This window comes from Kitasatospora sp. NPDC024654 (assembly GCF_055559155.1).
Window position 1 is genome coordinate 19,021 of record NZ_JBVHLF010000012.1, and the last position, 24,320, is coordinate 43,340.

21 protein-coding genes and 3 tRNA genes are annotated in these 24,320 nt (G+C 73.3%); 22 read left to right on the forward strand and 2 right to left on the reverse strand.

Translation table 11 applies throughout. The annotated features are described in order from the left end of the window. Window positions 1–5: 5 nt before the first annotated feature. The 11 genes from ACZ38L_RS09970 to ACZ38L_RS10020 all read left to right on the forward strand — a co-directional run bounded on the left by ACZ38L_RS09970 (window position 6) and on the right by ACZ38L_RS10020 (window position 14,189). Window positions 6–1,934 carry a TIGR03960 family B12-binding radical SAM protein gene (locus ACZ38L_RS09970; RefSeq protein ID WP_465691087.1) on the forward strand — a complete coding sequence of 643 codons (1,929 nt, stop codon included), beginning with the start codon at window positions 6–8 and terminating at the stop codon, window positions 1,932–1,934. Window positions 1,935–2,159: 225 nt separating this feature from the next. Beyond that, window positions 2,160–2,960 (forward strand): TIGR03936 family radical SAM-associated protein, encoded by an 801-nt coding sequence (locus tag ACZ38L_RS09975; protein WP_465691089.1) that lies wholly within the window; start codon window positions 2,160–2,162, stop codon window positions 2,958–2,960. A gap of 419 nt (window positions 2,961–3,379) precedes the next feature. Next, the gene (locus ACZ38L_RS09980) at window positions 3,380–6,811 is read left to right on the forward strand and encodes an Rne/Rng family ribonuclease (protein ID WP_465691091.1); all 3,432 of its coding nucleotides are present in this window, start codon (window positions 3,380–3,382) and stop codon (window positions 6,809–6,811) included. 275 nt (window positions 6,812–7,086) lie between these two features. Next, a complete protein-coding gene (gene rplU / locus ACZ38L_RS09985; protein ID WP_465691093.1) occupies window positions 7,087–7,401 on the forward strand; it encodes a 50S ribosomal protein L21 in 315 nt (104 codons plus the stop codon). Between the two features lie 16 nt (window positions 7,402–7,417). Continuing rightward, on the forward strand, window positions 7,418–7,675 hold the full coding sequence (rpmA, locus tag ACZ38L_RS09990; protein WP_030058248.1) for a 50S ribosomal protein L27: 258 nt from the start codon (window positions 7,418–7,420) through the stop codon (window positions 7,673–7,675). A 122-nt stretch (window positions 7,676–7,797) separates the two neighbouring features. Next, window positions 7,798–9,273, forward strand: a complete 1,476-nt coding sequence (obgE, locus tag ACZ38L_RS09995) for a GTPase ObgE (protein WP_465691095.1) — start codon at window positions 7,798–7,800, stop codon at window positions 9,271–9,273. A gap of 100 nt (window positions 9,274–9,373) precedes the next feature. Next, complete coding sequence (proB, locus tag ACZ38L_RS10000; RefSeq protein ID WP_396564210.1) at window positions 9,374–10,510, forward strand: glutamate 5-kinase; 1,137 nt, start codon at window positions 9,374–9,376, stop codon at window positions 10,508–10,510. 29 nt (window positions 10,511–10,539) lie between these two features. Next, window positions 10,540–11,049: a hypothetical protein gene (locus ACZ38L_RS10005; RefSeq protein ID WP_465691097.1), complete on the forward strand. Its 510-nt coding sequence runs from the start codon at window positions 10,540–10,542 to the stop codon at window positions 11,047–11,049. Window positions 11,050–11,108: 59 nt separating this feature from the next. After that, window positions 11,109–12,407 (forward strand): glutamate-5-semialdehyde dehydrogenase, encoded by a 1,299-nt coding sequence (locus ACZ38L_RS10010; protein ID WP_465691099.1) that lies wholly within the window; start codon window positions 11,109–11,111, stop codon window positions 12,405–12,407. A gap of 67 nt (window positions 12,408–12,474) precedes the next feature. Beyond that, complete coding sequence (locus tag ACZ38L_RS10015) at window positions 12,475–13,047, forward strand: SCO2584 family spore wall biosynthesis protein (RefSeq protein ID WP_465691101.1); 573 nt, start codon at window positions 12,475–12,477, stop codon at window positions 13,045–13,047. A 77-nt stretch (window positions 13,048–13,124) separates the two neighbouring features. Continuing rightward, on the forward strand, window positions 13,125–14,189 hold the full coding sequence (locus ACZ38L_RS10020) for an SCO2583 family membrane protein (RefSeq protein WP_465691103.1): 1,065 nt from the start codon (window positions 13,125–13,127) through the stop codon (window positions 14,187–14,189). Window positions 14,190–14,198: 9 nt separating this feature from the next. Here ACZ38L_RS10020 and ACZ38L_RS10025 read toward each other — a convergent pair whose 3' ends face one another. Then, a complete protein-coding gene (locus ACZ38L_RS10025; RefSeq protein ID WP_465691105.1) occupies window positions 14,199–15,296 on the reverse strand; it encodes a M48 family metallopeptidase in 1,098 nt (365 codons plus the stop codon). 185 nt (window positions 15,297–15,481) lie between these two features. Between ACZ38L_RS10025 and ACZ38L_RS10030 the strand changes: the two genes are divergently transcribed. The 9 genes from ACZ38L_RS10030 (at window position 15,482) to ACZ38L_RS10070 (ending at window position 20,157) form a co-directional block, all read left to right on the forward strand. Next, window positions 15,482–15,628 (forward strand): hypothetical protein, encoded by a 147-nt coding sequence (locus tag ACZ38L_RS10030; protein ID WP_396564200.1) that lies wholly within the window; start codon window positions 15,482–15,484, stop codon window positions 15,626–15,628. Between the two features lie 135 nt (window positions 15,629–15,763). After that, window positions 15,764–15,910: a hypothetical protein gene (locus ACZ38L_RS10035; protein ID WP_396564198.1), complete on the forward strand. Its 147-nt coding sequence runs from the start codon at window positions 15,764–15,766 to the stop codon at window positions 15,908–15,910. 105 nt (window positions 15,911–16,015) lie between these two features. Then, the gene (nadD, locus tag ACZ38L_RS10040; RefSeq protein WP_465691108.1) at window positions 16,016–16,636 is read left to right on the forward strand and encodes a nicotinate-nucleotide adenylyltransferase; all 621 of its coding nucleotides are present in this window, start codon (window positions 16,016–16,018) and stop codon (window positions 16,634–16,636) included. A gap of 69 nt (window positions 16,637–16,705) precedes the next feature. Then, on the forward strand, window positions 16,706–18,430 hold the full coding sequence (locus ACZ38L_RS10045; RefSeq protein WP_465691110.1) for a LytR C-terminal domain-containing protein: 1,725 nt from the start codon (window positions 16,706–16,708) through the stop codon (window positions 18,428–18,430). Window positions 18,431–18,515: 85 nt separating this feature from the next. Then, a complete protein-coding gene (rsfS, locus tag ACZ38L_RS10050; protein ID WP_396564192.1) occupies window positions 18,516–18,959 on the forward strand; it encodes a ribosome silencing factor in 444 nt (147 codons plus the stop codon). Beyond that, a complete protein-coding gene (locus ACZ38L_RS10055; protein WP_465691283.1) occupies window positions 18,956–19,603 on the forward strand; it encodes a histidine phosphatase family protein in 648 nt (215 codons plus the stop codon). The genes rsfS and ACZ38L_RS10055 overlap by 4 nt, the downstream gene beginning before the upstream one ends. Window positions 19,604–19,730: 127 nt before the next feature. After that, window positions 19,731–19,803, forward strand: a tRNA-Ala gene (locus ACZ38L_RS10060). A gap of 37 nt (window positions 19,804–19,840) precedes the next feature. Then, window positions 19,841–19,913: transfer RNA gene (locus ACZ38L_RS10065), tRNA-Ala, on the forward strand. Between the two features lie 171 nt (window positions 19,914–20,084). Then, window positions 20,085–20,157: transfer RNA gene (locus ACZ38L_RS10070), tRNA-Ala, on the forward strand. Between the two features lie 65 nt (window positions 20,158–20,222). Here ACZ38L_RS10070 and ACZ38L_RS10075 read toward each other — a convergent pair. Then, on the reverse strand, window positions 20,223–21,500 hold the full coding sequence (locus tag ACZ38L_RS10075) for an MFS transporter (RefSeq protein WP_465691112.1): 1,278 nt from the start codon (window positions 21,498–21,500) through the stop codon (window positions 20,223–20,225). Between the two features lie 197 nt (window positions 21,501–21,697). On the opposite strand from ACZ38L_RS10075, the gene ACZ38L_RS10080 reads away from it, so the two are divergent. Next, window positions 21,698–22,996: a hypothetical protein gene (locus tag ACZ38L_RS10080; protein WP_465691114.1), complete on the forward strand. Its 1,299-nt coding sequence runs from the start codon at window positions 21,698–21,700 to the stop codon at window positions 22,994–22,996. A gap of 89 nt (window positions 22,997–23,085) precedes the next feature. Then, window positions 23,086–24,087 carry a UDP-glucose 4-epimerase GalE gene (galE, locus tag ACZ38L_RS10085; protein ID WP_465691116.1) on the forward strand — a complete coding sequence of 334 codons (1,002 nt, stop codon included), beginning with the start codon at window positions 23,086–23,088 and terminating at the stop codon, window positions 24,085–24,087. Window positions 24,088–24,320 lie beyond the last annotated feature (233 nt).

Genomic DNA, 24,320 nt, shown 5'->3' on the forward strand with positions numbered 1-24,320 from the left:
GGTGCATGACTGTCGAGTCGGTCTTCCCACGCCTGGAGGCCCTCCTCCCGCACGTCCAGAAGCCGATCCAGTACGTCGGCGGCGAGCTCAACTCGACCGTCAAGGACTGGGACGCCTGTGACGTCCGTTGGGCACTGATGTACCCCGACGCCTACGAGGTCGGCCTGCCGAACCAGGGCGTCATGATCCTGTACGAGGTGCTCAACGAGCGCGAGGGCGTGCTCGCCGAGCGGACGTACAGCGTCTGGCCGGACCTCGAGGCGCTGATGCGGGAGCACGGCGTGCCGCAGTTCACCGTGGACGCGCACCGGCCGGTCCGCGCCTTCGACGTGTTCGGGCTGTCCTTCTCCACCGAGCTCGGCTACACCAACATGCTGGCCGCGCTCGACCTGGCCGGGATCCCGATGGAGGCGGGGGACCGCACCATCGACGACCCGATCGTGCTGGCCGGCGGTCACGCGGCGTTCAACCCCGAGCCGATCGCGGACTTCATCGACTGCGCGGTGGTCGGTGACGGCGAGGAGGCCGTGCTCCAGATCACCGAGATCATCCGGGTCTGGAAGGCCGAGGGCCGCCCGGGCGGCCGCGACGAGCTGCTGCTGCGCCTCGCCCGCACCGGCGGGGTGTACGTGCCGCGGTTCTACGACGTCGAGTACCTGCCGGACGGCCGGATCGGCCGGGTCGTCCCGAACGCCCCCGGCGTGCCGTGGCGGGTCTCCAAGCACACCGTGATGGACCTGGACGAGTGGCCGTACCCCAAGCAGCCGCTGGTCCCGCTCGCGGAGACGGTGCACGAGCGGATGTCCGTGGAGATCTTCCGCGGCTGCACCCGCGGCTGCCGCTTCTGCCAGGCCGGCATGATCACGCGCCCCGTGCGGGAGCGAAGCATCACCGGCATCGGCGAGATGGTGGAGCGCGGGCTGAAGGCGACCGGCTTCGAGGAGGTCGGGCTGCTCTCGCTCTCCTCCGCGGACCACACCGAGATCGGTGACATCGCCAAGGGGCTGGCCGACCGCTACACCGAGGACAAGGTCGGCCTCTCGCTGCCGTCGACCCGGGTGGACGCCTTCAACATCGACCTGGCGAACGAGCTGACCCGCAACGGGCGCCGCTCCGGCCTCACCTTCGCCCCCGAGGGCGGCAGCGAGCGGATCCGCAAGGTGATCAACAAGATGGTGTCGGAGGAGGACCTGATCCGCACCGTCGCCACCGCCTACGGCAACGGCTGGCGCCAGGTGAAGCTGTACTTCATGTGCGGCCTGCCCACCGAGACCGACGAGGACGTGCTGCAGATCGCCGAGATGGCGAAGAACGTCATCCAGAAGGGTCGCGAGGTCACCGGGCAGAACGACATCCGCTGCACGGTCTCGATCGGCGGGTTCGTGCCCAAGCCGCACACCCCGTTCCAGTGGGCGCCGCAGCTCAGCTCGGCGGACACCGACGCCCGGCTGGCCAAGCTGCGCGACGCGATCCGCGGCGACCGCAAGTACGGCAAGAACATCGGCTTCCGCTACCACGACGGCAAGCCGGGCATCGTCGAGGGCCTGCTCTCGCGCGGCGACCGGCGGCTCGGCGCGGTGATCCGCGCGGTGTACGAGGACGGCGGCCGGTTCGACGGCTGGCGCGAGCACTTCTCCTTCGACCGCTGGATGGAGGCGGCCGAGAAGGGCCTGGCCGACAGCGGCGTGGACGTGGACTGGTACACCACCCGCGAGCGGACCTACGAGGAGGTGCTGCCCTGGGACCACCTGGACAGCGGCCTCGACAAGGACTGGCTCTGGGAGGACTGGCAGGACGCGCTGGAGGAGGTCGAGGTCGACGACTGCCGTTGGACCCCGTGCTTCGACTGCGGGGTGTGTCCGCAGATGGACACGGCCATTCAAATCGGCCCGACGGGCAAGAAGCTGCTGCCGCTGACGGTCGTCAAGCAGTAGCTCGATCCGGGTGAGGGCGCGGGCCACGGCGCGCGCTCCCACCCGGGGTCGCGTCCGCCGGAGCGCGCCGGGCTCGGCGCGAGCCCGCCGGCCGGGCGCGTACCCTTTGACCTGACAGAGTCCGGACGAACGCGCAGGACAACGCGCTGCCGGACGCGGCCACTGACGAAGGACTGAGCGACCCTGGCACGCCGCATGCCCGACGGCCCGCCTCCCGCACCGACGGTGCAGCGCATCCGTCTGCGCTACACCAAGCGGGGCCGTCTGCGTTTCACCAGCCACCGTGACTTCCAGCGCGCCTTCGAGCGGGCGCTGCGCCGGTCCGCCGTCCCGATGGCGTACTCGGCCGGGTTCACCCCGCACCCCAAGGTGTCGTACGCCAACGCGGCGCCCACCGGGGTGGCCAGCGAGGCCGAGTACCTGGAGATCGGTCTGGCCGACTTCCGCGATCCGCAGGAGCTCCGTGCCCAGCTGGACGAATCGCTCCCGGCGGGGCTGGACGTCATCGACGCGGTCGAGGTCCGCACCCCGAACTTCGTGGAGCGGCTGGAGGCCTCCCAGTGGGAGATCCGGCTCGACGGGGTGACCGAGGAGGAGGCCGGCCGCGCGGTCGAACTCTTCCTGGCGGCCGAGCGGGTCGAGGTGGAACGGCAGACCAAGAACGGATTGCGGGTCTTCGACGCGCGCGGTGCGGTGGCCGGCTTCGAGCTGGTCCCCGGCGGGAGCGGTGTTGGTCCGCTCGGGGAATCCGTGGCCACCTCCGATGTTCGGACCACCGGTCCCTGTGCGATACTGCGCCTGGTAGTACGACACGCCACACCCGCCGTACGACCAGACGACGTCTTGTCCGGTCTTCGTGCGACGGCCGACCTCGCGCCGCCGGTCCCCGCTGAGGTGACCAGGCTGGCGCAGGGGCCGCTCGACGAGGAGACCGGCACGGTGACCGACCCGCTGGCGCTCGACCGCGCTGCGGCCCAGGCCGTCCCTACCGAGACCGCCGGGCCGCAGGCCGTAGCGTCCGCCTAGCGGGCGGAGCCGAGGACCGGTCCAACCACCCGGTCCTGCGTGCTCCAGGCCCCCGCGGCTCCCCAGGGGAGCGAGCGTCGTCGCGCAGAGGCCATTCCTCCGGTGGCTCATCGGCCCGAGGGCAGATGGGCCCCAGGAAACCCCGCCGCCCGCAGGGCCGGCGGGACCCGCCCAGGGAGCCACCCGGGGTTGTGGGGCGGCGCAGCTAGGGAAAACCTGAGAAGACTGGTCAGACCAGAAGACTTTCGACACCCCGCACCAGCGGGGCGCCGAGCGAGACTACGAGCCCCTGTGCGGCCTCGCGTCCGCACGGCGGCGCTGTGGAGAGTCGGCCGGGGCGCCGAGCGCCCGGGGCCGGCCACCGGTGCCGCGCCGTGCCCGGATGCGGAGCCCGGGGGCCTGACGGGAGATCCACCCGCATGCCTGAGAACAACGACCCGCAGCAGAGCGCGGGCGACGATACCGCCGGCGACACCTCCGCCACCCCGCCGCGCCGCCGCCGGCGCGCGGTGTCCCGCCCGGCCGGCGCCCCGCAGGGCGCGGCCGCGGAGAGCGCCGAGACCGTGATTCCGGCGGAGACCGCCGCCGAGGTTCCCGCCGTCGAGACCCTGGCCGCCGAGGTGCCGGTCGTCGAGGCGGAGAAACCGGTGCGGGCGCGCCGGACCCGTAAGCGGGCGGAGGCGCCGGCCGGTGCCCCGGTGGTGGCCGAGCCGGCCCCCGTGGAGGTCGTCGAACCGGTGGCCGAGCAGCCCGCCGAGCCGGAGAAGCCGGTGCGGGCTCGGCGGACCCGCAAGCGCGCCGAGACCGCGCCGGTCGCCGAGACCCCCGTCGCCGAGACCCCGGTCGTCGAGGCCGAAACCCCCGCCGCCCCGGCCGCCGAGGCCGCTGAGCCGGAGAAGCCGGTGCGGGCGCGCCGGACCCGTAAGCGGGCGGAGGCGCCGGCCGGTGCCCCGGTGGTGGCCGAGCCGGCCCCCGTGGAGATCGTCGAACCGGCGGCCGAGGTCGCCGAGCCCGAGGAGACCGAGGAGGAGCCGGTCGCCGAGCAGCCGGTCGAGCCCGCCCCGGAGCCGGTGGCCGAGGCCCCGCGCGCCCGCCGACGGGCGGTCCGCCCGTCCACCGCGATCTTCCAGGCGCCGGTCTTCCAGGAGCCGACCGCCTACACCCCGCCCGCCGCGCCGGCACCCGCCGCCACCCCGGCCGAGGCCCCCGCCGCGCCGGCCGCCGCGGAGGACGAAGAGTTCGAGTACAGCGGCGTCGGCCGGCGCCGCCGCGGCCGCACCCCGGTCCGAGTGGCCGGCCCGGTCCGCCCGCCGGTCGCCGAGGCGCCGGTCGCCAAGGCCGCCGAGACCCCGGCCGTCGAGGCCGAGGCCGTCGAGGCCCCCGCCGCCGGCCCGGAGCAGGAGGCGGAGTGGGAGGAGGACGGCCGTCCCTCGCGTCGTCGTCGCCGGGGCGGCCGCCGCCGCCGCCGTGGTGAGGCCGAGGAGTTCGAGCCGGAGGCCCAGGAGGCCGAGCAGGCCGCCGAGGCCGAGGCGCCCGTCGAGGCCGGCGCCGAGGAGGAGGAAGAGGACGAGCTGGCCGGTGGTCTGGCGTCCTCGCGTCGCCGCCGTCGCCGTCGCCGCCGCAGCGGGGACACCGGTCCGGAGCTGGCCGCGGAGACCGCCGAGGACGGTGTCCGCACGGTCGTGAAGGTTCGCGAGCCGCGTCGCCGCTCCACCGAGCCGTCCTTCGACCCGGACGAGGTGCAGTCGATCAAGGGCTCCACCCGCCTGGAGGCCAAGAAGCAGCGCCGCCGCGAGGGCCGCGAGCTGGGCCGCCGCCGGGTGCCGATCATCACCGAGGCCGAGTTCCTGGCCCGCCGCGAGTCGGTCGAGCGGGTCATGGTGGTCCGGCAGAACGGCGAGCGCACCCAGATCGGCGTCCTGGAGGACGGCGTCCTGGTCGAGCACTACGTCAACAAGGAGCAGGCCACCTCGTACGTCGGCAACGTCTACCTGGGCAAGGTCCAGAACGTGCTGCCGTCGATGGAGGCCGCGTTCGTGGACATCGGCAAGGGCCGCAACGCGGTGCTGTACGCCGGTGAGGTGAACTTCGGGCAGCTCGGCCACAGCGGTCCGCGCCGGATCGAGTCGGTGCTGAAGTCCGGCCAGTCCGTGCTGGTGCAGGTCTCCAAGGACCCGATCGGCCACAAGGGCGCCCGGCTGACCAGCCAGATCTCGCTGCCCGGCCGCTACCTGGTCTACGTGCCCGAGGGCTCGATGACCGGCATCAGCCGCAAGCTGCCGGAGAACGAGCGGGCCCGCCTGAAGCAGATCCTCAAGAAGATCGTCCCGGACGACGCGGGCGTCATCGTGCGCACCGCCGCCGAGGGCGCCAGCGAGGAGGAGCTCACCCGCGACGTGCAGCGGCTGCAGTCGCAGTGGGAGGAGATCCAGAAGAAGGCGGCCAGCGGCAACGCGCCGACCCTGCTGTACGGTGAGCCGGACATGACCGTCCGGGTGGTCCGCGACATCTTCAACGAGGACTTCAGCAAGGTCATCGTCTCCGGTGACGAGGCGTGGAACACCATCCACGAGTACGTCTCCTCGGTCGCCCCGGACCTGGCCGAGCGGCTGCAGAAGTGGACCTCCACGGTCGACGTCTTCGCCACCTACCGGATCGACGAGCAGCTGATGAAGGCGCTGGACCGCAAGGTCTGGCTGCCGAGCGGCGGCTCGCTGGTGATCGACCGGACCGAGGCGATGGTCGTGGTCGACGTCAACACCGGCAAGTTCGTCGGCCAGGGCGGCAACCTCGAGGAGACCGTCACCCGCAACAACATCGAGGCGGCCGAGGAGATCGTCCGCCAGCTGCGGCTGCGCGACCTCGGCGGCATCATCGTGATCGACTTCATCGACATGGTGCTGGAGTCCAACCGCGACCTGGTGCTGCGCCGGCTGCTGGAGTGCCTGGGCCGGGACCGGACCAAGCACCAGGTGGCCGAGGTCACCTCGCTGGGCCTGGTGCAGATGACCCGCAAGCGGGTCGGCCAGGGGCTGCTGGAGTCCTTCTCCGAGTCCTGCGTGCACTGCAACGGCCGCGGCGTGATCGTCCACATGGAGCAGCCCACCTCGCCGGGTGGCGGTGGCGGCCCGGTGGGCACCGCCGGCGAGGCCGCGGCCAGTGGCGGCAAGCGCCGCCGGCGCGGCAAGGGCGGGGCCGCGGTCGAGGAGCCGCAGCCGGTCGAGGCCGAGGTGGCCGCGGAGCACGAGCACGAGGAGTTCGAGCTGGTCCCGGCGGTCGAGGTCGCCCCGGCCGTCGAGGAGGCCGTCGAGGCTGCCCCGGCCGTCGAGGAGGCCGAGCCGGCCGCGGCGCAGCCGGAGCCGGTCGTCGCCGAGCAGCCGAGCCTGGTCGAGATCGCGCCCGCCCCGGCCCCCGCGGCCGGTCGGACCCGCCGCCGTGCGGTGCGCAAGGCGACCGCGCCGGCCGGTGCGCCGGGCGAGGCCGAGATCGTGGTGCTGCAGTCCCGGGCCGAGGCCGCGATGCAGGCCGCGTTCGCCGCCGCCGAGGCGCCGAAGCAGGCTGTCGAGGAGGCCGCGGCCGTCGAGGAGGTCGTTGAGGAGGCCCAGGTCGCCGAGGCGATCGCGGAGGCCGCCGAGACCGCCGTCGCCGCGGAGCCGACCGAGGCCGAGCCGGTCGAGGAGGCCCCCGCGCCGAAGAAGCGGGCCCCGCGCAAGGCCGCCGCGAAGAAGACCGTCGCCGCCAAGAAGACGACGACGGCGAAGAAGACCACCGCCCGCAAGACCGCCACCAAGCGGACCAGCGCGGCGGCCAAGAAGGCGGCCGCCGCCGAGGGTGATACGGCGGCGGAGTAGGACCTGGGCGCCCCCTGGGCGAGCGGCCGCGTGCCGCCCGCCCGGGGGCGCGGTCCGGCCCGAGCCGGCCGGCGTGCCCCCGCGGCACCCGGCCGGTCCGTACGGTCCGGTTTGCCCTGTCGGCGACCGATCCGTATTCTTGACCATCGGCGTGTCTCACGCCTGCTCCCGAGCAGATCACCTCCCGGATCGCCCGGCGACCGGGGGAGGCCCCTGTGTCCATACCCAGGTGCTGGCATCGAGAGTTCCGACCGAGTAGAGAAAGCAGGTACCGCATGTACGCGATCGTTCGCGCCGGCGGCCGCCAGCACAAGGTCGCCGTGGGCGACGTGCTGGAGATTGACCGTGTTGACGCCAAGCCGGGTGACTCGGTGGAGTTCTCGACCATCCTGATCGTCGACGGTGACGCTGTCACCTCCGACCCCTGGGTGCTCGCCGGCGTGAAGGTTCACGCCGAGGTCGTCGACCACACCAAGGGCGACAAGATCACCATCCTGCGCTACAAGAACAAGACCGGCTACCGTCGGCGCCAGGGTCACCGCCAGCGCCACACCGCCGTCCGCATCACGAGCATCGACTCCGCGAAGTAAGTAAGGGGATAGCGAGATGGCACACAAGAAGGGCGCAAGCTCTACCCGCAACGGCCGTGACTCGAACGCCCAGCGCCTCGGCGTGAAGCGCTTCGGCGGCCAGGTCGTCAGCGCCGGCGAGATCCTGGTCCGCCAGCGTGGCACCCACTTCCACCCGGGTGCGGGCGTCGGTCGCGGTGGCGACGACACCCTGTTCGCGCTGACCGCCGGTGCGGTTCAGTTCGGCAACCGTCGCGGCCGCAAGGTCGTCAACATCGTGGCCGTCGAGGCCTGATTCCACTGACGCCGCGTTACTGACGCGGCTCGGTTGGATCCTGGAGGGTGGACCGGAACATTCCGGTCCACCCTCGCTGTTTCACCCCCCGTTGTTCTTCCCCCGGCTTGGAGGCCACCGTCATGACCACCTTCGTGGACCGCGTCGAACTGCATGTCGCCGCGGGTAACGGGGGCCACGGCTGCGCCTCCGTGCACCGGGAGAAGTTCAAGCCGCTCGGCGGGCCGGACGGCGGCAACGGCGGCGAGGGCGGCAGCGTCACCCTGGTCGTCGACGCCAACATCACCACCCTGCTCGAGTACCACCACTCGCCCAAGCGCAAGGCCACCAACGGCAAGCCGGGCGCGGGCGGCCACCGCACCGGCGCCAACGGCGAGGACCTGGTGCTGCCGGTGCCGGACGGCACCGTGGTGCTGGACAAGCAGGGCAACGTGCTGGCCGACCTGGTCGGCCACGGCACCACCTTCGTCGCCGCGGCCGGCGGTCGCGGCGGGCTCGGCAACTCGGCGCTGGCCTCGGCCCGTCGCAAGGCCCCCGGCTTCGCGCTGCTCGGCGAGCCGGGCGAGGCCCGCGACATCGTGATGGAGCTCAAGTCCGTCGCCGACGTCGCCCTGGTGGGGTACCCGAGCGCGGGCAAGTCCTCGCTCATCTCGGTGCTCTCCGCGGCCAAGCCGAAGATCGCCGACTACCCGTTCACCACCCTGATCCCCAACCTGGGGGTGGTCACCGCCGGCGAGACGGTCTACACCATCGCCGACGTCCCTGGGCTGATCCCGGGCGCCAGCCAGGGCAAGGGGCTGGGCCTGGAGTTCCTGCGGCACGTCGAGCGCTGCTCGGTGCTGGTGCACGTGCTGGACTGCGCCACCCTGGAGCCGGGCCGCGACCCGCTCACCGACCTGGAGACCATCGAGGCCGAGCTGGCCGAGTACGGCGGCCTGGAGGACCGGCCGCGGCTGGTCGCGCTCAACAAGGTGGACGTCCCGGACGGCCAGGACATCGCCGACCTGACCCGGGCCTCCCTGGAGGAGCGCGGCTACCAGGTCTTCGAGGTCTCCGCCGCCTCCCGGGCCGGGCTGCGCGAGCTGAGCTTCGCGCTGGCGAAGATCGTCGCCGACGCCCGGGCCGCCAAGCCGGTCCAGGAGGCGACCCGGATCGTGCTGCGGCCCAAGGCCGTGGACGACGCCGGCTTCACCGTCACCGAGGAGGACGGCGCCTACCGGGTGCGCGGCGTCAAGCCGGAGCGCTGGGTCCGGCAGACCGACTTCAGCAACGACGAGGCTGTCGGCTACCTGGCCGACCGGCTGGCCCGCCTCGGCGTCGAGGAGGAGCTGTGGAAGGTCGGCGCGCACGAGGGCGACACCGTCATCATCGGCCCGGACGAGAACGCGGTGGTCTTCGACTGGGAGCCGACCATGGCCGCCGGCGCCGAGATGCTCGGCCGGCGCGGTGAGGACCACCGCTTCGAGAGCCCGCGCCCGGCGGTCGACCGCCGCCGCGAGAAGCAGAAGGGCCGGGACGCCGCCGAGGCCGAGTTCCTCGCCTTCGAGGCGCTCTCCTCGGGCCGCCCGGCGGTCGAGGGCGACGACGAGGACTACTGAGTCACCGTCACGTCCGGCGGGTGATATCCGGTACGGACCGGTGCGGCTTTTCGCGTAGATTGCGCGCAAAGACGCACCGGAACGGCATGAGGGACGGCTGATGAGCGAGCAGGAACTGCGGCAGGACGTGCTGACCGCGCGGCGGATCGTGGTCAAGGTCGGCTCCTCCTCGCTCACCACGGCGGCCGGCGGGCTGGACGCCGACCGGGTGGACGCCCTGGTGGACGCGCTCGCCAAGGTGCTCGGCCGGCCGCGGCCGCCGGAGGTGGTGCTGGTCTCCTCCGGGGCGATCGCCGCCGGGCTGGCCCCGCTCGGGCTGGACCGGCGCCCGAAGGACCTGGCCCGCCAGCAGGCCGCCGCCAGCGTCGGCCAGGGCCTGCTGGTGGCCCGCTACACCGCCTCGTTCGCCCGCTACGGCCTGCGGGTCGGCCAGGTGCTGCTGACCGCCGAGGACGCCAGCCGCCGGGCCCACTACCGCAACGCCTACCGCACCCTGGACCAGCTGCTGGCGATGGGCGCCGTCCCGATCGTCAACGAGAACGACACGGTGGCCACCGCGGAGATCAAGTTCGGTGACAACGACCGGCTGGCCGCCCTGGTCGCCCACCTGGTCCGGGCCGACCTGCTGATCCTGCTCTCCGATGTGGACGGCCTCTACGACGGCGACCCGAGCCGCCCGGGCAGCAGCCGGATCGCCGAGGTGCACGGCCCGCAGGACCTCGCCGGCATCGAGATCGGCAGCGCCGGCAAGGCCGGGGTGGGCACCGGCGGCATGGTGACCAAGGTCGAGGCGGCCCGGATCGCCACCGGCGCCGGCATCCCGGTGGTGCTCACCGCCGCCCGGCACGCCGCCGACGCGCTGGCCGGCCGTCCCACCGGCACGCTCTTCACCCGGACCGGCTCGCGGACCGCCGACCGGCTGCTCTGGCTCGCCCACGCGAGCAGCCCGCGCGGCGCCCTGCACCTGGACGCTGGCGCGGTTCGCGCGGTGGTGGAGGGCGGCAAATCGCTGCTGCCGGCCGGGGTCACCGGGGTGGACGGCGACTTCGCCGCGGGTGATCCGGTGGACCTTCTTGCCGAAAACGGCCACATCGTCGCGCGTGGGCTGGTCAACTTTGATGCGAGGGAGCTGCCGCGCCTGCTCGGCCGGTCGACGCGAGACCTGGCCCAGGAACTCGGCGCCGCCTACGAGCGCGAGGTCATCCACCGGGACGACCTGGTCGTGCTGCGGGGCTGACGGGAGCAGCGTCGGACAGGAGGCCGCCGGTGGGACGCAGGCGCATGGGGGCGCTGCCCGGAGCGACGGCCGGGCCGCGGAGCCCGGGACGGACCGCGGGGGAGCGCGGCGCCACCGTCCGTGAGCTGCGCCCGGGGACCGGCACGGGCCAGCCCGGCGAGGTCGCGCGGCCGAGCGACGCCGTGGAGGGGACCGAGCAGGGCCGGCTCTGGCACGTGGTGCTCAGCGTCGCGGGCGAGGCCACCCCGCTGGCCGCGCTGCGGGCCTCGCTGGAGCGGCTGGCGCACGACCACTCGTTCTTCCTGACGGCCCGTTACGCGGCCGACCACGCCGAGATCCGCTACTGGGAGCAGGCCCGCGACCTGCATGACGCGGCTGCCATCGCGCTGCGGCTCTGGGGCGAGCACAAGGCCAGCGCCAAGCTGCCGCCGTGGGAGATCGTCGGCCTCGAGGTGGTCGACCGGGCCACCTACCACCAGCGCGTCGCGGAGGGTTTCGGTGATCCGCCGCCGCAGCTGGGCAGCGTCCACCCCTACTAGCCGTCTCAGCGGGTGGTTGACCGGCCCGGCGGGTCCGGAGAAGTGACTACCCTGCAGGCATGACTACCGACAGCCCCGTCCTCGCCACCGCGCGCCGCGCCCGTACGGCCGCCGCCGCACTCGCCCCGCTGCCGCGCTCGGCCAAGGACGCCGCGCTGCTGGCGATCGCCGATGCCCTGGTGGCCCGCGGCGCCGAGATCACCGCTGCCAACGCGGAGGACGTCGAGCGGGCCCGGGCGGCCGGCGCACCGGAGTCGGTGGTCGACCGGCTCAGCCTCACCACCGAGCGGGTGGCCGCGATCGCCGCGGACGTCCGCCAGGTGGTCGGCCTGCCGGACCCGGTGGGCGAGGTGGTGCGCGGCTACACGCTGCCCAACGGGCTGGACGTCCGCCAGGTCCGGGTGCCGCTGGGCGTGGTCGGGATCATCTACGAGGCCCGCCCGAACGTCACGGTGGACGCCGCCGCGCTCTGTCTGAAGTCCGGTAACGCGGTGCTTTTGCGCGGCTCGGCCTCCGCCTACCGCTCCAACACCGCGCTGGTCGAGGTGCTGCGGGAGGCCGTCGCCTCCGCCGGGCTGCCGGCCGACGCGATCCAGCTGGTCCCGGGCGAGAGCCGGGACTCGGTCACCGAGCTGATGCGCGCCCGCGGCCTGGTCGACGTGCTGATCCCGCGCGGTGGGGCGGCGCTGATCAGGACGGTGGTGGAGGGTTCCACCGTGCCGGTGATCGAGACCGGCACCGGCAACTGCCACGTCTACGTGGACGCCCGGGCCGACCTCGCGGTGGCGGTGGGCATCCTGCTGAACTCCAAGGCCCAGCGGGTCAGCGTCTGCAACTCGGCCGAGACCCTGCTGGTCCACCAGGACGTCGCGGACGCCTTCCTGCCGCTCGCGCTGGAGGCGCTGGCCGAGGCCGGGGTGACCGTGCACGGGGACGCGGCGGTGCAGGAGGCCGCGGCGGGCGGCCCGGCCACGGTCGTGCCGGCCACCGAGGAGGACTGGGCGGCCGAGTACCTCTCGCTCGACCTGGCCGCCGCCGTGGTGCCCTCGCTGGACGCTGCGGTCGAGCACATCCGGCGCTGGTCCTCGGGCCACACCGAGGCGATCGTCACCACCTCGCAGGCCGCCGCCCGCCGTTTCACCCAGCTGGTGGACGCCGCCGCGGTGGCCGTCAACGCCTCCACCCGGTTCACCGACGGGGCTGAGTTCGGTTTCGGCGCCGAGATCGGCATCTCGACCCAGAAGTTGCACGCCCGGGGCCCGATGGGGCTGCCCGAGCTGACCTCCACCAAGTACATCGTCACCGGCGACGGTCATGTCCGCGGCGAGGCCCGACAGACCGTCAGCGGATCCGAGTGAGCCGGTTCCCGGTTCCAAGTGCCGGGAGCCACAGACAAATCGCGCGACCGGTAATACGCTGAATCCCGTGGCTGAGGATGTGGGGGGCTTGCCGTACCCCGACGGCGCCGACCACGGTGGTGCGGACGACGAGTTCGCCACCGTGGTCCTTGATGAGGCCTTTGTCCGTTCCGCCGCCGTGCACGAGCCCAGCGCCAAGGAGCGGCAACTGGCCGCCGCCGAGGCGCGGCTGGAGCCGGAGGCGACCGTGCCGGGCTGGGGGCTGGACCCACTCGGGACGGAGGGGGTGCCGCTGGAGCTGCGCCCGCACCCCTCGGGCCTGGAGGACGACCGGATCTACACCGAGCCCTGGGTCGGCGCCGGGCGAACCGGCGGCCGGCGCGCGGTCCGCTGGCCGGGCTACAGCCCGCGCGGTCAGGTCGCCCAGCAGCGCTGGCACCGGCCGGTGGCCTGGGTGCTGGTGATGGTGATGGGGGTCAGCCTGGTGGCGGTCGCGGTGGCGGCCATCTACCGGGGCACCGGCGGCACGGGCAGCGCGCCCGGTCGGCGGCCCGAGGTCGGCACCAGCACGGTCGGCACCATCCCGGCGGCCGTCCCCGCCGGGCCGACGGTGTCGGCCGTGCCGCAGCCGGCCGGGTGAGTCCGGCCCGGCCCGCGGGCCAGGAACCTGCTCCCCGGGCCTCGTTCCGGACCGGCCGGCGGCTCTACCCTTGATGCATGGGTGACCCGGGTGAGCCTCCGGAGGGTGTGCCCGAGGGCGGTTCCGGAAGCGATGACGAGTATCGGTCCGTCGTTTTCGACGAGTCCTTCGTTCGTGCTGCCCGGATCACCGAGCTCTCCGCCCAGGAACGGCTCGGCGGCGGCTTCTCGCACCCGGTCCGCCGCCGGCTCGGCCCACTCACCTCGCTGCCCCGGCAGGCGCTGACCCTGCTGCTGCTCATCGTGGTGGCCTTCGCCGCCGCCGTGTACTTCGGGATCAGCGCGCCGCGCCGGGACACCGGGCTGGCCGCCGGCACCCAGCTGACCACCGGGATCACCGCGCTGGCCCCGGCCGGCGCGACCGTGCCGGCGGTCTCCGGGCCCGATCCGTTCGGCTCGCTCAGCCCCGCGGCGGGCTACGCGGACGGCGCCGCGGGCCTCGGCCTGCCCGCGCCGACCGCCACCGCGCACTTCTCCAAGGCCCAGGTCGGCCGGGCACTGGCCGTCGTGCGCCGCTACCTGGAAGCCTCCGCGCTGTCGCCGGCGGTGTTGGTGCAGGGCGACACCTCGCCGGTCCGGGTGCTGCTGGCGCCGGCCGCGACGGGCCAGTTCGACGACAGCCTGGCCGCGCCCACCGACGACCAGCACCACGAGCCGACCGGCTGGCTGGTCCGCTTCGACCCGGCCAGGGTCGCGTTGGCCTCGGACAACGTCAAGGTGGCCGGCAAGGTCACGGTGACCGAGGCGGACGCCGCCACCCTGGAGATCACCACCGACCACACCATGGTCTACGCCCTGCGGCCGGCCGGGACGGCGGTGAGTGGGCCGGTGAGCCTCTACTCCGTCCGCCGTGAGCTGCACTTCTACCTGGACGGGACGGACGTCGCGGCCGGGCAGCTGCAGCCCGTGGACGCGGTGCTGCAGGCCGGGCCGACCGCCTGCGGCAGCGTCCAGACCAGCTACCTCCAGCCGCTGCTGGCGGGGCCCGCCGAGCCGGCCGCGGGGACGCCGGGCGCCGTCAACCCGGGCGACCGCTCGGAGCCGGCCTGGCAGCAGTGCTCGGTGCTGGCGCCCGGGTCGTGAGGGTCGCGGCTACTTCTCGTCGGTGTCCCGCGGGGCGTCGGCGTCCCGCGGAGCCGAGCCGCGCGAGCCGGCGAAGGTGTCGCGGAGCTTGCCGCCGACCGAGCCGGCGCCGTCCGCGATGTCGCGCAGCAGGCCGAAGAGCGGGTCCTTGCTGTCCTTGATGGACTTGCCGTAGGAGTCCGCGGCGGCCTTCCACTGCTCGGAGACCGAGGTGTCCGGGTCGTCCTCGCGGCGCGGGTAGGCGCCGGCCAGGATCGAGCGGTACTCCTCGCCCTCCGACCACTGCTTCAGCTTGGCGACCCGGACCACCGCGAACGGGTGGGTCTGTGGCAGCACCTGGAGCAGCTTGAGCACGCCGTCGCGCAGGTCGCCGGCCTTCTCGTACTCCTCGGCCTGCTCCAGGAACGCGTCCACGTTCATCTCGCCCAGCCGGTGGCCACCGGCCAGCTTCATCAGCCCGCGCATCGCCGCCTGCGGGTCCTGGCCGACCAGCAGACCTGCCCGGTCGCAGGAGAGTTCCGCCTTGCGGAACCACTCCTTGAGCGCGCTGACCAGCGCGGTGATCGCCAGGTTGCCGAGCGGGATCCAGCCGACCCGGCTGGCCAGGTTGGTGAGGATCAGCAGCATCGTCCGGTAGACCGCGTGGCCGGACATCGCGTGGCCGACCTCGTGGCCGATCACGGCCCGCAGCTCCTCCTCGTCCATCAGTTCGACCAGGCCGGTGGTCACCACGACGACCGGGCTGTCCATGCCGATGCACATCGCGTTGACGTCCGGATCCTGGGTGACGTAGAGGTCGGGCACCCGCTCCAGGTCCAGCGTGTACGCCGCGTCCCGGACCATGTCGTACAGCTCCGGGAACTGGCGTTCGGAGGTCTTCACCGCCGTGGCCAGGAACATCAGCCGGACGCTGCGCTCGGAGACCAGACCGGCCAGCTTCTTCAGGACCTCGTCGAAGCCGCTCAGCCGGCGCAGCGCGACCAGCGCGGAGCGGTCGGCCGGGTGCTCCCAGGCCCGGGTGGAGATGCCGGCGAAGCGCTGCCGCCGCCTGCTCGGGGTGTTGTCGCCGGTGTCGGGTCGGTCACTGCCGCGGTTGGACGTGGTCATGTTCTGAGTACCTCCTGCTCGACGCCGGTCCCGGCGGTCTGCCGGCCCCCGCTGCTCGACAACGTGTCTGCCCTGCGTACTCGTCCCCGGGCTCAGCGTACGACCTGCGGGGGCGGTGACTGCCGGCCGGGAGACCCGGGGCTACGCTGGATTTCCCAGCGACAACACCCCTAGGAGCTCCCCCGATGTCCCCTGAAGCCCTGGTGAACCTGGCAGCGATCTCCAATGCTCCGGGCCCGGGTCTCTTCCTGCGCCTTGTCGTGCTGGGCTCGATGGTCGGCGTCTGCCTGCTGGCGTGGATCATGGTGCGGGCCCACCGCGACGACGAGTGACACCTCACCCAAGGTCAGACGCGGGGAGCCGCCGAGCGGTTGCCGTGAGCGGCCCCGTACGATGACCCCGCGGCCGTCCCGGTCGCCGGGACCCGCGCGCTGGCCCGCCACCGAGTCGAGAAGGCCCTGCCGATCATGACCCACGCCGCTCTGCCCGCCCTCAGCACCCTCGCCGAGGGGGGCAACCACCCCAGCCTGCAGCCGGCGCTGACCGGCGGTAGCGCGCTCTTCATCCTGCTGCTGCTGCTCTTCATCACCACCCGGTTCAACAAGGACCGCTGACCCGCGCGGTCCGCAGGGGAGCGCCCGGTCCACCGGACGCTCCCTTCGGCGTACGCGGTGGGCGGGGCGATCGGCTGCCATTCGGGTCGCGTAAGGTGTGGCGGCATGGGAGAGAGCAGGCCGACAGCGAACCGGCGGCGCGAGCGGCTCGGCGTGATGGGCGGGACCTTCGACCCGATCCACCACGGCCACCTGGTCGCCGCCAGTGAGGTCGCCAGCGCGTTCCACCTCGATGAGGTGATCTTCGTGCCGACCGGGCAGCCGTGGCAGAAGAGTGACACGACGGTCTCGTCCGCCGAGGACCGCTACCTGATGACGGTGATCGCGACCGCCGAGAATCCGCAGTTCTCGGTCAGCCGGATCGACGTCGACCGCCAGGGCCCCACCTACACCGTGGACACCCTGCGCGAACTGCGCGCCCTGCACCCCGACGCCGACCTGTTCTTCATCACCGGCGCGGACGCGCTCGCCCAGATCCTCTCCTGGCGCGACGCCGAGGAGCTCTTCTCGCTCGCCCACTTCATCGGCTGCACCCGTCCGGGGCACACGCTCTCGGACGCCGGCCTGCCCGCCGGCCGGGTGTCGCTGGTCGAGGTGCCCGCGCTGGCCATCTCCTCCACGGACTGCCGGGACCGGGTGGCCAAGGGCGAGCCGGTCTGGTACCTGGTCCCGGACGGAGTGGTCCGCTACATCGACAAGCGGGCGCTCTACAGGAACGCCGGCTGATCCGGCAGGCTGCGGACGTACGACGGCGGGGCGGCAGCCCGGCCCACACGGAAGACCTTGAGGGACGGCGTGACCGGAACGGCAGACCGCAGGGGGCCCGAGAACGGCGACTGGTCCGGCGGGCAGCACCCGCAGGCCCAGCAACAGGGGTACGAGCAGCAGCCGTACGACCCGTACCAGCAGCAGTCGGTCTACGACGGGTACGGGCAGCAGCAGGGGTACGTCCAGCCCTACCAGCAGCAGGGGTACGAGCAGCAGCCGTACGACCCGTACCAGCAGCAACAGCAGCCGGTCTACGACGGGTACGGGCAGCAGCAGGGCTACTACCAGCAGCCGTACGACCCGTACCAGCAGCAACAGCCCGTCTACGAGGCCTACCAGCAGCAGGCCTACCAGGCGCCCGCCGCTCCGGTCGCCCCCGCCGCCCCCGTCACGCCGGTGCCCCCGCGCCCGCGCCCGGCTCCCGGGGCGGAGTCGGCGAGTACCCCGTCCGAGCAGGTCGGCGGCCGCCGCAACATCCCGCAGCAGACCCGGGAGGGTGGCCAGGACCCGTACCAGACCGGCGAGTTCACCTTCGTCGACGAACCGGCCGAGGAGTCCGAGGACGTCATCGACTGGCTGAAGTTCGCCGAGTCGCGCACCGAGCGGCGTGACGAGCGCCGCCGCAGGCTGCGCACCCGGGTGATCGGCGCGGCGGTGACCCTGGTGCTGCTGGCCGGCGGCGGCGCCGGCTACCTCTGGTACACCGGCGCCTTCAGCGGCTCGCAGAGCGCCGCGGCGGCCGCCGGGTCGCGCAGCGTGATCGTCGTCCACCTGCGCGACCTGCAGGGCAACGTCAGCTCCGCACTGCTGGTCAACGACGCCGCCGGGCACAAGGGTTCGGCCCTGCTGCTGCCGGACGACCTGATGCTGCCGCCCACCGGTGAATCGCCCGCCACCCCGGTCAACAAGGCGCTGGACGCGCTCGGCGCGGCCCCCACCCGGGACGCCCTGAGCAGCCTGCTCGGCGCCCCGGTGGCCGGCACCTGGCGGCTGGACACCCCCTACCTGCAACTGCTGGTCTCCCAGCTCGGTGGGATCAAGGTGGACACCAACGCCCAGATCCTCGGCCCGGACGGCAAGGTGCTGGTCGAGCAGGGTAGCCAGCGCACCCTGACCGGCCAGGCCGCGGTGGCCTACGCCACCTACCAGGCGCCCGGCGAGGGCCCGGACGCCCGGCTGGCCCGGTTCGGTCAGGTGCTCGACGCGCTGATCAACACCCTGCCCACCGACCTGCCGGACACCACCGACGACGTGAACCGGATGAACGCCGTGCTGGACCCGTCGCTGCCCGCGAAGGCGCTGGCCGGGCTCCTCACCGAGCTCGCCCAGCAGGCCAAGGCCGGCCACTTCGGCTCCACCACGCTGCCGGTGAAGTCGGACGGCTCGCTGGACGCCAACACCGCCGGCCCGGTGGTCAGCCAGGTGCTCGGCGGCACCGTGCACGCCGCCGCGGTGACCAACGCCCCGGCCCGGGTCGGCATCCTGGACGCCAGCGGCAACGCCCAGGCGGCGCAGGCCGCCCAGATCCAGATCATCAACGCGGGCCTGAACTTCGTGGCCGGCGGGGGCACCGCGCCCAGCCCGCAGGCCAGCACCGAGATCCGTTACACCGACGACTCCCGGGCGGCCGCCGCGAAGGCGCTGGCGACCACCCTCAACCTGCCGCCGAGCGCGGTCCAGAAGACGACCAACCCGCAGACCGTGGACATCCTGGTGGTGCTCGGAAAGGACTACCAGCCGCCCCAGCAGTAGCCGGCCCCCGGATATCCGGCCGGGCCGGCGGCGCCGGCGTGAGATCCTGGGAGGCGAGAGAACGCCACCGAGCCGGAAGAACACCGTGACCGCAACAGACCGCTCGCAGGAAATGATCACCGTCGCCGCACAGGCGGCGGCCGACAAGCTGGCCCACAACGTGATTGCCTTCGACGTCAGCGACGTGCTGTCGATCACCGACGCCTTCCTGATCGCGTCGGCCGCCAACGACCGCCAGGTCAAGGCGATCGCCGAGGAGATCGAGGACCAGCTGCGCGAGCGGCTGGACATCAAGCCGGTGCGTCGCGAGGGCGAGCGCGAGGGCCGCTGGATCCTGCTCGACTACCTGGACATCGTGGTGCACGTCCAGCACGCCGAGGAGCGCTCCTTCTACTCGCTGGACCGGCTCTGGAAGGACTGCCCCGAGCTGCCGCTCCCCGAGGACGCGCTGGCCACCCGCAACCGTCCGGAGGAGGCCGTCACCGACCAGGCGGGCAACGCCGTCGGCTTCATCCAGGACTTCAGCTGACCGGCCGGGCGGGGGGACCGCGGATCGTCTTCTGGCGGCACGGCCAGACCTCCTGGAACCTGCAGTCGCGCTTCCAGGGCAGCACCGACATCCCGCTGACCGAGGCCGGGCTGGCCCAGGCCAAGCGGGCCGCCCGGCTGCTCGCCGGACTGCGCCCGGACCGGCTGATCTCCTCCGACCTGCAGCGGGCCGTCGACACCGCGGGTGAGCTGGCCCGGTTGACCGGGCTGGAGGTGAGCCACCACGAGGGCCTGCGGGAGACCTACGCCGGCGAGTGGCAGGGCCTGACCAACGCCGAGATCCGGGCCCGCTACCCCGAGCAGTACGCGGCGCACGGCCGTGGCGAGCCGGTGCGGCGCGGTGGCGGCGAGCTGAGCACCGAGGTCGCGGAGCGGTCGGTGCCGGTGGTCCTGGAGGCGGTCGAGAAGCTGCCCGAGGACGGCACGCTGGTCGTGGTCAGCCACGGCGGCACCATCCGCACCATGCTCGGCCGGCTGCTCGGCCTGGAGCCGATGCAGTGGGAGTGCTTCGGCGGCCTGTCGAACTGCTGCTGGTCGGTGCTCGGCCAGGGGATCCGTGGCTGGCGCCTGCTGGAGCACAACGCGGGCACCCTGCCGGAGCCGGTGATGGGCGACGACACCTGAGGCCCGGCCTCAGCGGGAGTGGACGGCCTGGACCCCGGGATTTCGTAGTTCCGGGCCTGACCAGCTAGAGTCTTCCTCGTTCGCAGGAAAGAACGCGGCCCGGTCCGGGCGGCGGGGCTTCCTCCGAGGGGCTGTAGCTCAGTTGGTAGAGCGCTTGCATGGCATGCAAGAGGTCCGGGGTTCAATTCCCCGTAGCTCCACTCCGCACCCGGGGTCCGTGAGGGCCTGGCGTGTCGCGGGGCTGTAGCTCAGTTGGTAGAGCGCTTGCATGGCATGCAAGAGGTCCGGGGTTCAATTCCCCGTAGCTCCACAACGGATCGAAGGCCGGTACCCGACGGGTACCGGCCTTCGTCGTCGTCCGGTCCGGTGGGTGCGTCGCCCGGCCGGGGCGGTGCGGGAACCGATTCGTGGAGCACCCCGCCGACCGTGTAAAGTAAGACGTGTCGCCGCGGGAAACCGCCGGTGGCAAAAAAATGCACATGGGGCTGTAGCTCAGTTGGTAGAGCGCTTGCATGGCATGCAAGAGGTCCGGGGTTCAATTCCCCGTAGCTCCACAGTCGGCCGAGGGCCGCCTCCCGTACCGGGAGGCGGCCCTCGGCCGTTCGTCCGTGCCGCTGCTTCAGACCGAACGGGCCGGCAGCGGCTTCGGACGGGACGTCAGGCGCGGCAGCGCCGCGGCGGCCACGGTGATCGCGCCGAGCACCAGGAACGCGGTCCGGTAGCCCGAGTCCGCGGCCAGTCGGGAGACCAGCAGCGGCCCGGCGATCCCGGCGAGGCTCCAGCCGACCAGCATCAGCCCGTAGATCGCGCCGGCGTGCGCCAGGCCGAAGAACTCGGAGGCCGCGGCCGGCATGGTGGCGAACCCGCCGCCGAAGGAGAGGCAGACCAGCGCGGCCAGTGGCAGGAAGAGCGCCGGCGAGCCGACCTGGGAGAGCGCGATCAGGCCGAGGCCCTGGGTGAGCAGCATCAGCACGAAGGCGGCCATCAGCCCGGTGCGCCCGGAGAGCCAGCCCCAGAGCGGGCGGCCGACGGTGTTGAAGACGCCCAGAGCGCCGGTCAGTGCGGCCGCGGCGGTCGGGCTGAGGCCGGTCAGGCTGCCGGCCGCAGGGGCGACCACCGCCAGCATGCTGATCCCGGCGGCGGTGTTGCAGAGCAGGATCAGGGTCAGCAGGTACCACTGCGGCGTGCGCAGCGCCTGGCCGGGCCGGTGGCCCGGGGCGGCGGACTGCGCGGGGAGGACCGCCGGCTTCGGCGGGTTCCGGAAGAACGCCGCGCCGGTCAGGGTGGTCAGCAGGAAGAGGCCGCCGAGGACCAGCAGCGCGCGGGCCGGGTCGGCGGAGTAGTGCGCCACCAGCGCGCGCATCAGCGGCGCGCCGAGCACCGAACCGAGCCCGAAGCCACCGGTGGCCACCCCGGCCGCCAGCGCCCGGTGCGAGGGGAACCAGCGCTGCAGCAGGGTGGTCGGCACGATGTACCCCAGGCCCAGCCCGAACCCGCTGACCACGCCGTAGCCCAGCAGCACCAGCCAGAAGTCGCCCCGGCCGTCCGCGCAGCCGGCCAGCAGGAACCCGCCGGCGTAGAGCACCCCGGCCAGCAGCGCGATCCCGCGCGGCGCGCGGCGGCCCATCAGCACGCCGCCCAGCACGGTGCCGAGGAAGACCAGGGCGTGCATGGTGGCGAACGGCAGCCCGGCCTCGTCCCGGCCCAGTGCGAAGCCGCTGTGCGGGGACTGCAGGCCCGCGGAGAGGATGCTCCAGGAGTAGACCGACCCGTAGGCGAGCTGGTTGAGCACCACGGCGGCCGCCACCAGGCCCCGGCGGCGGCCGATCCGCCGGCGTGGCCTGGGTGTGGTCGGCGGCCCGGCGAGGGGGTGGAGCAGAGTGGCAGAGCGCAGCAAGAGGTCACCGCTTCCGGGAGAGCCAGGGAGTTTCGGGCTGTGTTACGGCGAATGAGCACGCTCGGTAACGCCACTACCGGTGAAGCGGACCAAACCGGGTGAATGTACTGGGCCGTTCGGCTGTATATGAGCACGGAGAGTCACTTAACCTGGTAGCGCAAGTGTCCTGAACCCGCGCGGCCGCTAACGTCGTCCCCATGGCCGACCTCGCGCGCAAGCGGAACGAAGAGCTGGCCCGGCTGCTGCACCAGCTCGTCTGGAGCCCCGAGCGGCTGGCCCGCGAGGTCAACCTGATGTTGCCGCCGGCGATGGCGATCAGTTCCACCGCGCCCTACAAGTGGCGCGACCGCGGCATGGTGCCGAGGGCCCCGCACGACCAGACCGTCTGTGAGGTGTTGAGCCGGGCCGCCGGCATCGCGGTGACCTACGAGCAGCTCTGGGGACGGATGGGCAGCCACCGCGGCGCCAAGGTGCTTTCGCCCCGGCTGCTCACCGACCCGTGGACCGCCGACACCGCGCAGACCGCGCTGCGCGAGGCCGGGGCGGACGCCGCGCCGGTCCGCTTGACGGACCTCTTCCGCGGCGACGAGCTGGAGCGGGCGGCCCGGCACTGGGCCTCGCCGCCGCCCCGGGTCACCGGCGGCGAGGGGGCGCTGGCGATCGCCCCCGAGCAGCTGGCCGACCTGCGGCGCAGCCACGACGGCAAGCAGCGGCTGGAGCGCTGCTGCGGCGGTGGCCTGGTGGTCGGCGCGGCCCGGTCCGAGCTGGCGATGGCCGGCAAGCTGCTGGAGCTGGGCTCGTACGCCTGGGACGAGAGGCTGGGCCGCTCGCTGTACGGGGCGGCCGGGCGGCTGGCCCGGCTGGTCGGCTGGGCCAACTTCGACCTGGGCAACGAGGCCGCCGCGCAGCGCGCCTTCGTCGCCGCGCTGCGGGCCGCGCACGTCTCGGGCGACCTACGGCTCGGGCTGAGCGTGGTGGGCTGCCTGGCGGTGCAGGCCACCCACAACCCGGTCGCCCGCGGCCTGGACGCGGTGGCGATGCTGGGCGCCGCGCTGGAGGTGGCCGGCCCGCGGGCCACCCCGTGCGAGCGGGCGCTCCAGCTGGGGCGGATCGCCCGGGCGCACGCCCGGCGCGGCGAGCGGGACGGTGCCGAGGCGGCCGCCGAGCGGGCGTTCGGCGAGCTCGGGGACGACCCGGAGCAGCCGCTGGAGCGGGCCGACCTGGCCGGGATGGTGGGGGAGGCCTACCTGCTGCTGGGCGACCACGGGCGGGCCCGGCCGCTGCTGGACACGGCGGTCGGCGGGCTGACCGCCGAGCGGGCCCGGGCCCGGGCACTGCTGCTGGTCCGACTGGCCGACTCGTACCGGCAGACGGGGGAGCGCGAGGCGGCCGTGCGGACCGCCGACCAGGCCCGCCGGCTGGCCGCCGGCATGCAGTCCGGCCGGGTCGCCCGGGCGCTGCGCGACCTCGACGCCGAGCTGCGCCGGGCGTCCTAGCCGCCGTGGCGGGACCGTCACCGGCCGCCGGTTAGGCTCGGTGCCGGCAGCCCGCGCGATCGGGCGGACAGGAAGGGTGGCCCATCTCCATGAAGGTACTGATCTCCGGCGGCGCCGGTTACATCGGCAGCACCGTCGGCTCGGCCTGCCTGGACGCCGGGTTCACCCCGGTCGTGCTGGACAGCCTGGTCACCGGCCGCCGTGAGTTCACCGACGGCCGGGCCTTCTACCAGGGCGACATCGCGGACGGCGAGCTGGTCGACCGGATCTTCGCCCAGCACCCGGACATCGCCGCGGTGGTGCACTGCGCCGCGCTGATCGTGGTCCCCGACTCGGTCGGCGACCCGGTCGGCTACTACCGGGCCAACGTCGCCAAGAGCCTGGAGTTCGTCGGCCACCTGATCCGCAACGGCTGCGGTCGGATGATCTTCAGCTCCTCCGGCTCGATCTACCAGCCCGGCGAGGACTTCAGCGTCGACGAGGAGTCCGTGATCGCCCCGCAGAGCCCGTACGCGCGGACCAAGGCGGTCTGCGAGGGGATGTTCGCGGACATCGCGGCCGGCGAGCCGATCCGGATCCTGTCGCTGCGCTACTTCAACCCGATCGGCGCCGACCCCGAGCTGCGCACCGGTCTCCAGGTGCGCCGGCCCAGCCACGCGCTCGGCAAGCTGATCGAGGCGCACGAGGAGGGCGTGCCGTTCCGGATCACCGGGACCGACTACCCGACCCGGGACGGCTCGGGGATCCGCGACTACGTGCACGTCTGGGACCTGGCCGCCGCGCACGTGGCCGCGCTGCGGAAGTTCGACGAGGTGCTGGCCGGCCCGGTCCGCTCGTCCGTGATCAACCTGGGGACCGGCACCGGGACCACCGTGACCGAGCTGGTCACGGCGTTCAACAGCGTGGTGGAGCGGCCGGTCGCGGTGGTCGAGACCGAGCGGCGGCCGGGCGACGTGGCCGGCGCGTTCACCCGCAGTGACCGGGCCAAGCGGCTGCTCGGCTGGGAGCCGGAGTTCGGGATCGCCGACGGGATCCGGGACTCGCTGCGCTGGGCGGAGATCCGCGACCAGCGGCTGGCCCCCCGGGACTGAACGGGCCCGCACTGCCCGGGGCCGTGGCGGCCCGCTCGCCACGGCCCCGGCGTGCCTGGGGTACCCTGACCCCATGCGAACCGTGCGCCTGCTTCTTAGCCGGCCGCGCTGACCAGCACCGGCCGACCCGTCAGGGCAGCGCCGGAGTCAGCGTGGCGTCCCCTCCTGCGAGGGGCTTTTTTGTTTCCCCGGCCAGTTTCCGCGGCTGCCCGGGCGCGCCGCGGTCACCGCGG

Excerpts from the sequence above, each read along its gene's own strand:
- ACZ38L_RS09970 (WP_465691087.1), top strand. The coding sequence starts at position 6 with ATGACTGTCGAGTCGGTCTTCCCACGCCTGGAGGCCCTCCTCCCGCAC.
- ACZ38L_RS09980 (WP_465691091.1), top strand. The coding sequence starts at position 3,380 with ATGCCTGAGAACAACGACCCGCAGCAGAGCGCGGGCGACGATACCGCC.
- rplU (WP_465691093.1), top strand. The coding sequence starts at position 7,087 with ATGTACGCGATCGTTCGCGCCGGCGGCCGCCAGCACAAGGTCGCCGTG.
- rpmA (WP_030058248.1), top strand. The coding sequence starts at position 7,418 with ATGGCACACAAGAAGGGCGCAAGCTCTACCCGCAACGGCCGTGACTCG.
- obgE (WP_465691095.1), top strand. The coding sequence starts at position 7,798 with ATGACCACCTTCGTGGACCGCGTCGAACTGCATGTCGCCGCGGGTAAC.
- proB (WP_396564210.1), top strand. The coding sequence starts at position 9,374 with ATGAGCGAGCAGGAACTGCGGCAGGACGTGCTGACCGCGCGGCGGATC.
- ACZ38L_RS10010 (WP_465691099.1), top strand. The coding sequence starts at position 11,109 with ATGACTACCGACAGCCCCGTCCTCGCCACCGCGCGCCGCGCCCGTACG.
- ACZ38L_RS10020 (WP_465691103.1), top strand. The coding sequence starts at position 13,125 with ATGGGTGACCCGGGTGAGCCTCCGGAGGGTGTGCCCGAGGGCGGTTCC.
- ACZ38L_RS10025 (WP_465691105.1), bottom strand. The coding sequence starts at position 15,296 with ATGACCACGTCCAACCGCGGCAGTGACCGACCCGACACCGGCGACAAC.
- ACZ38L_RS10030 (WP_396564200.1), top strand. The coding sequence starts at position 15,482 with ATGTCCCCTGAAGCCCTGGTGAACCTGGCAGCGATCTCCAATGCTCCG.
- ACZ38L_RS10035 (WP_396564198.1), top strand. The coding sequence starts at position 15,764 with ATGACCCACGCCGCTCTGCCCGCCCTCAGCACCCTCGCCGAGGGGGGC.
- nadD (WP_465691108.1), top strand. The coding sequence starts at position 16,016 with ATGGGAGAGAGCAGGCCGACAGCGAACCGGCGGCGCGAGCGGCTCGGC.
- ACZ38L_RS10080 (WP_465691114.1), top strand. The coding sequence starts at position 21,698 with ATGGCCGACCTCGCGCGCAAGCGGAACGAAGAGCTGGCCCGGCTGCTG.
- galE (WP_465691116.1), top strand. The coding sequence starts at position 23,086 with ATGAAGGTACTGATCTCCGGCGGCGCCGGTTACATCGGCAGCACCGTC.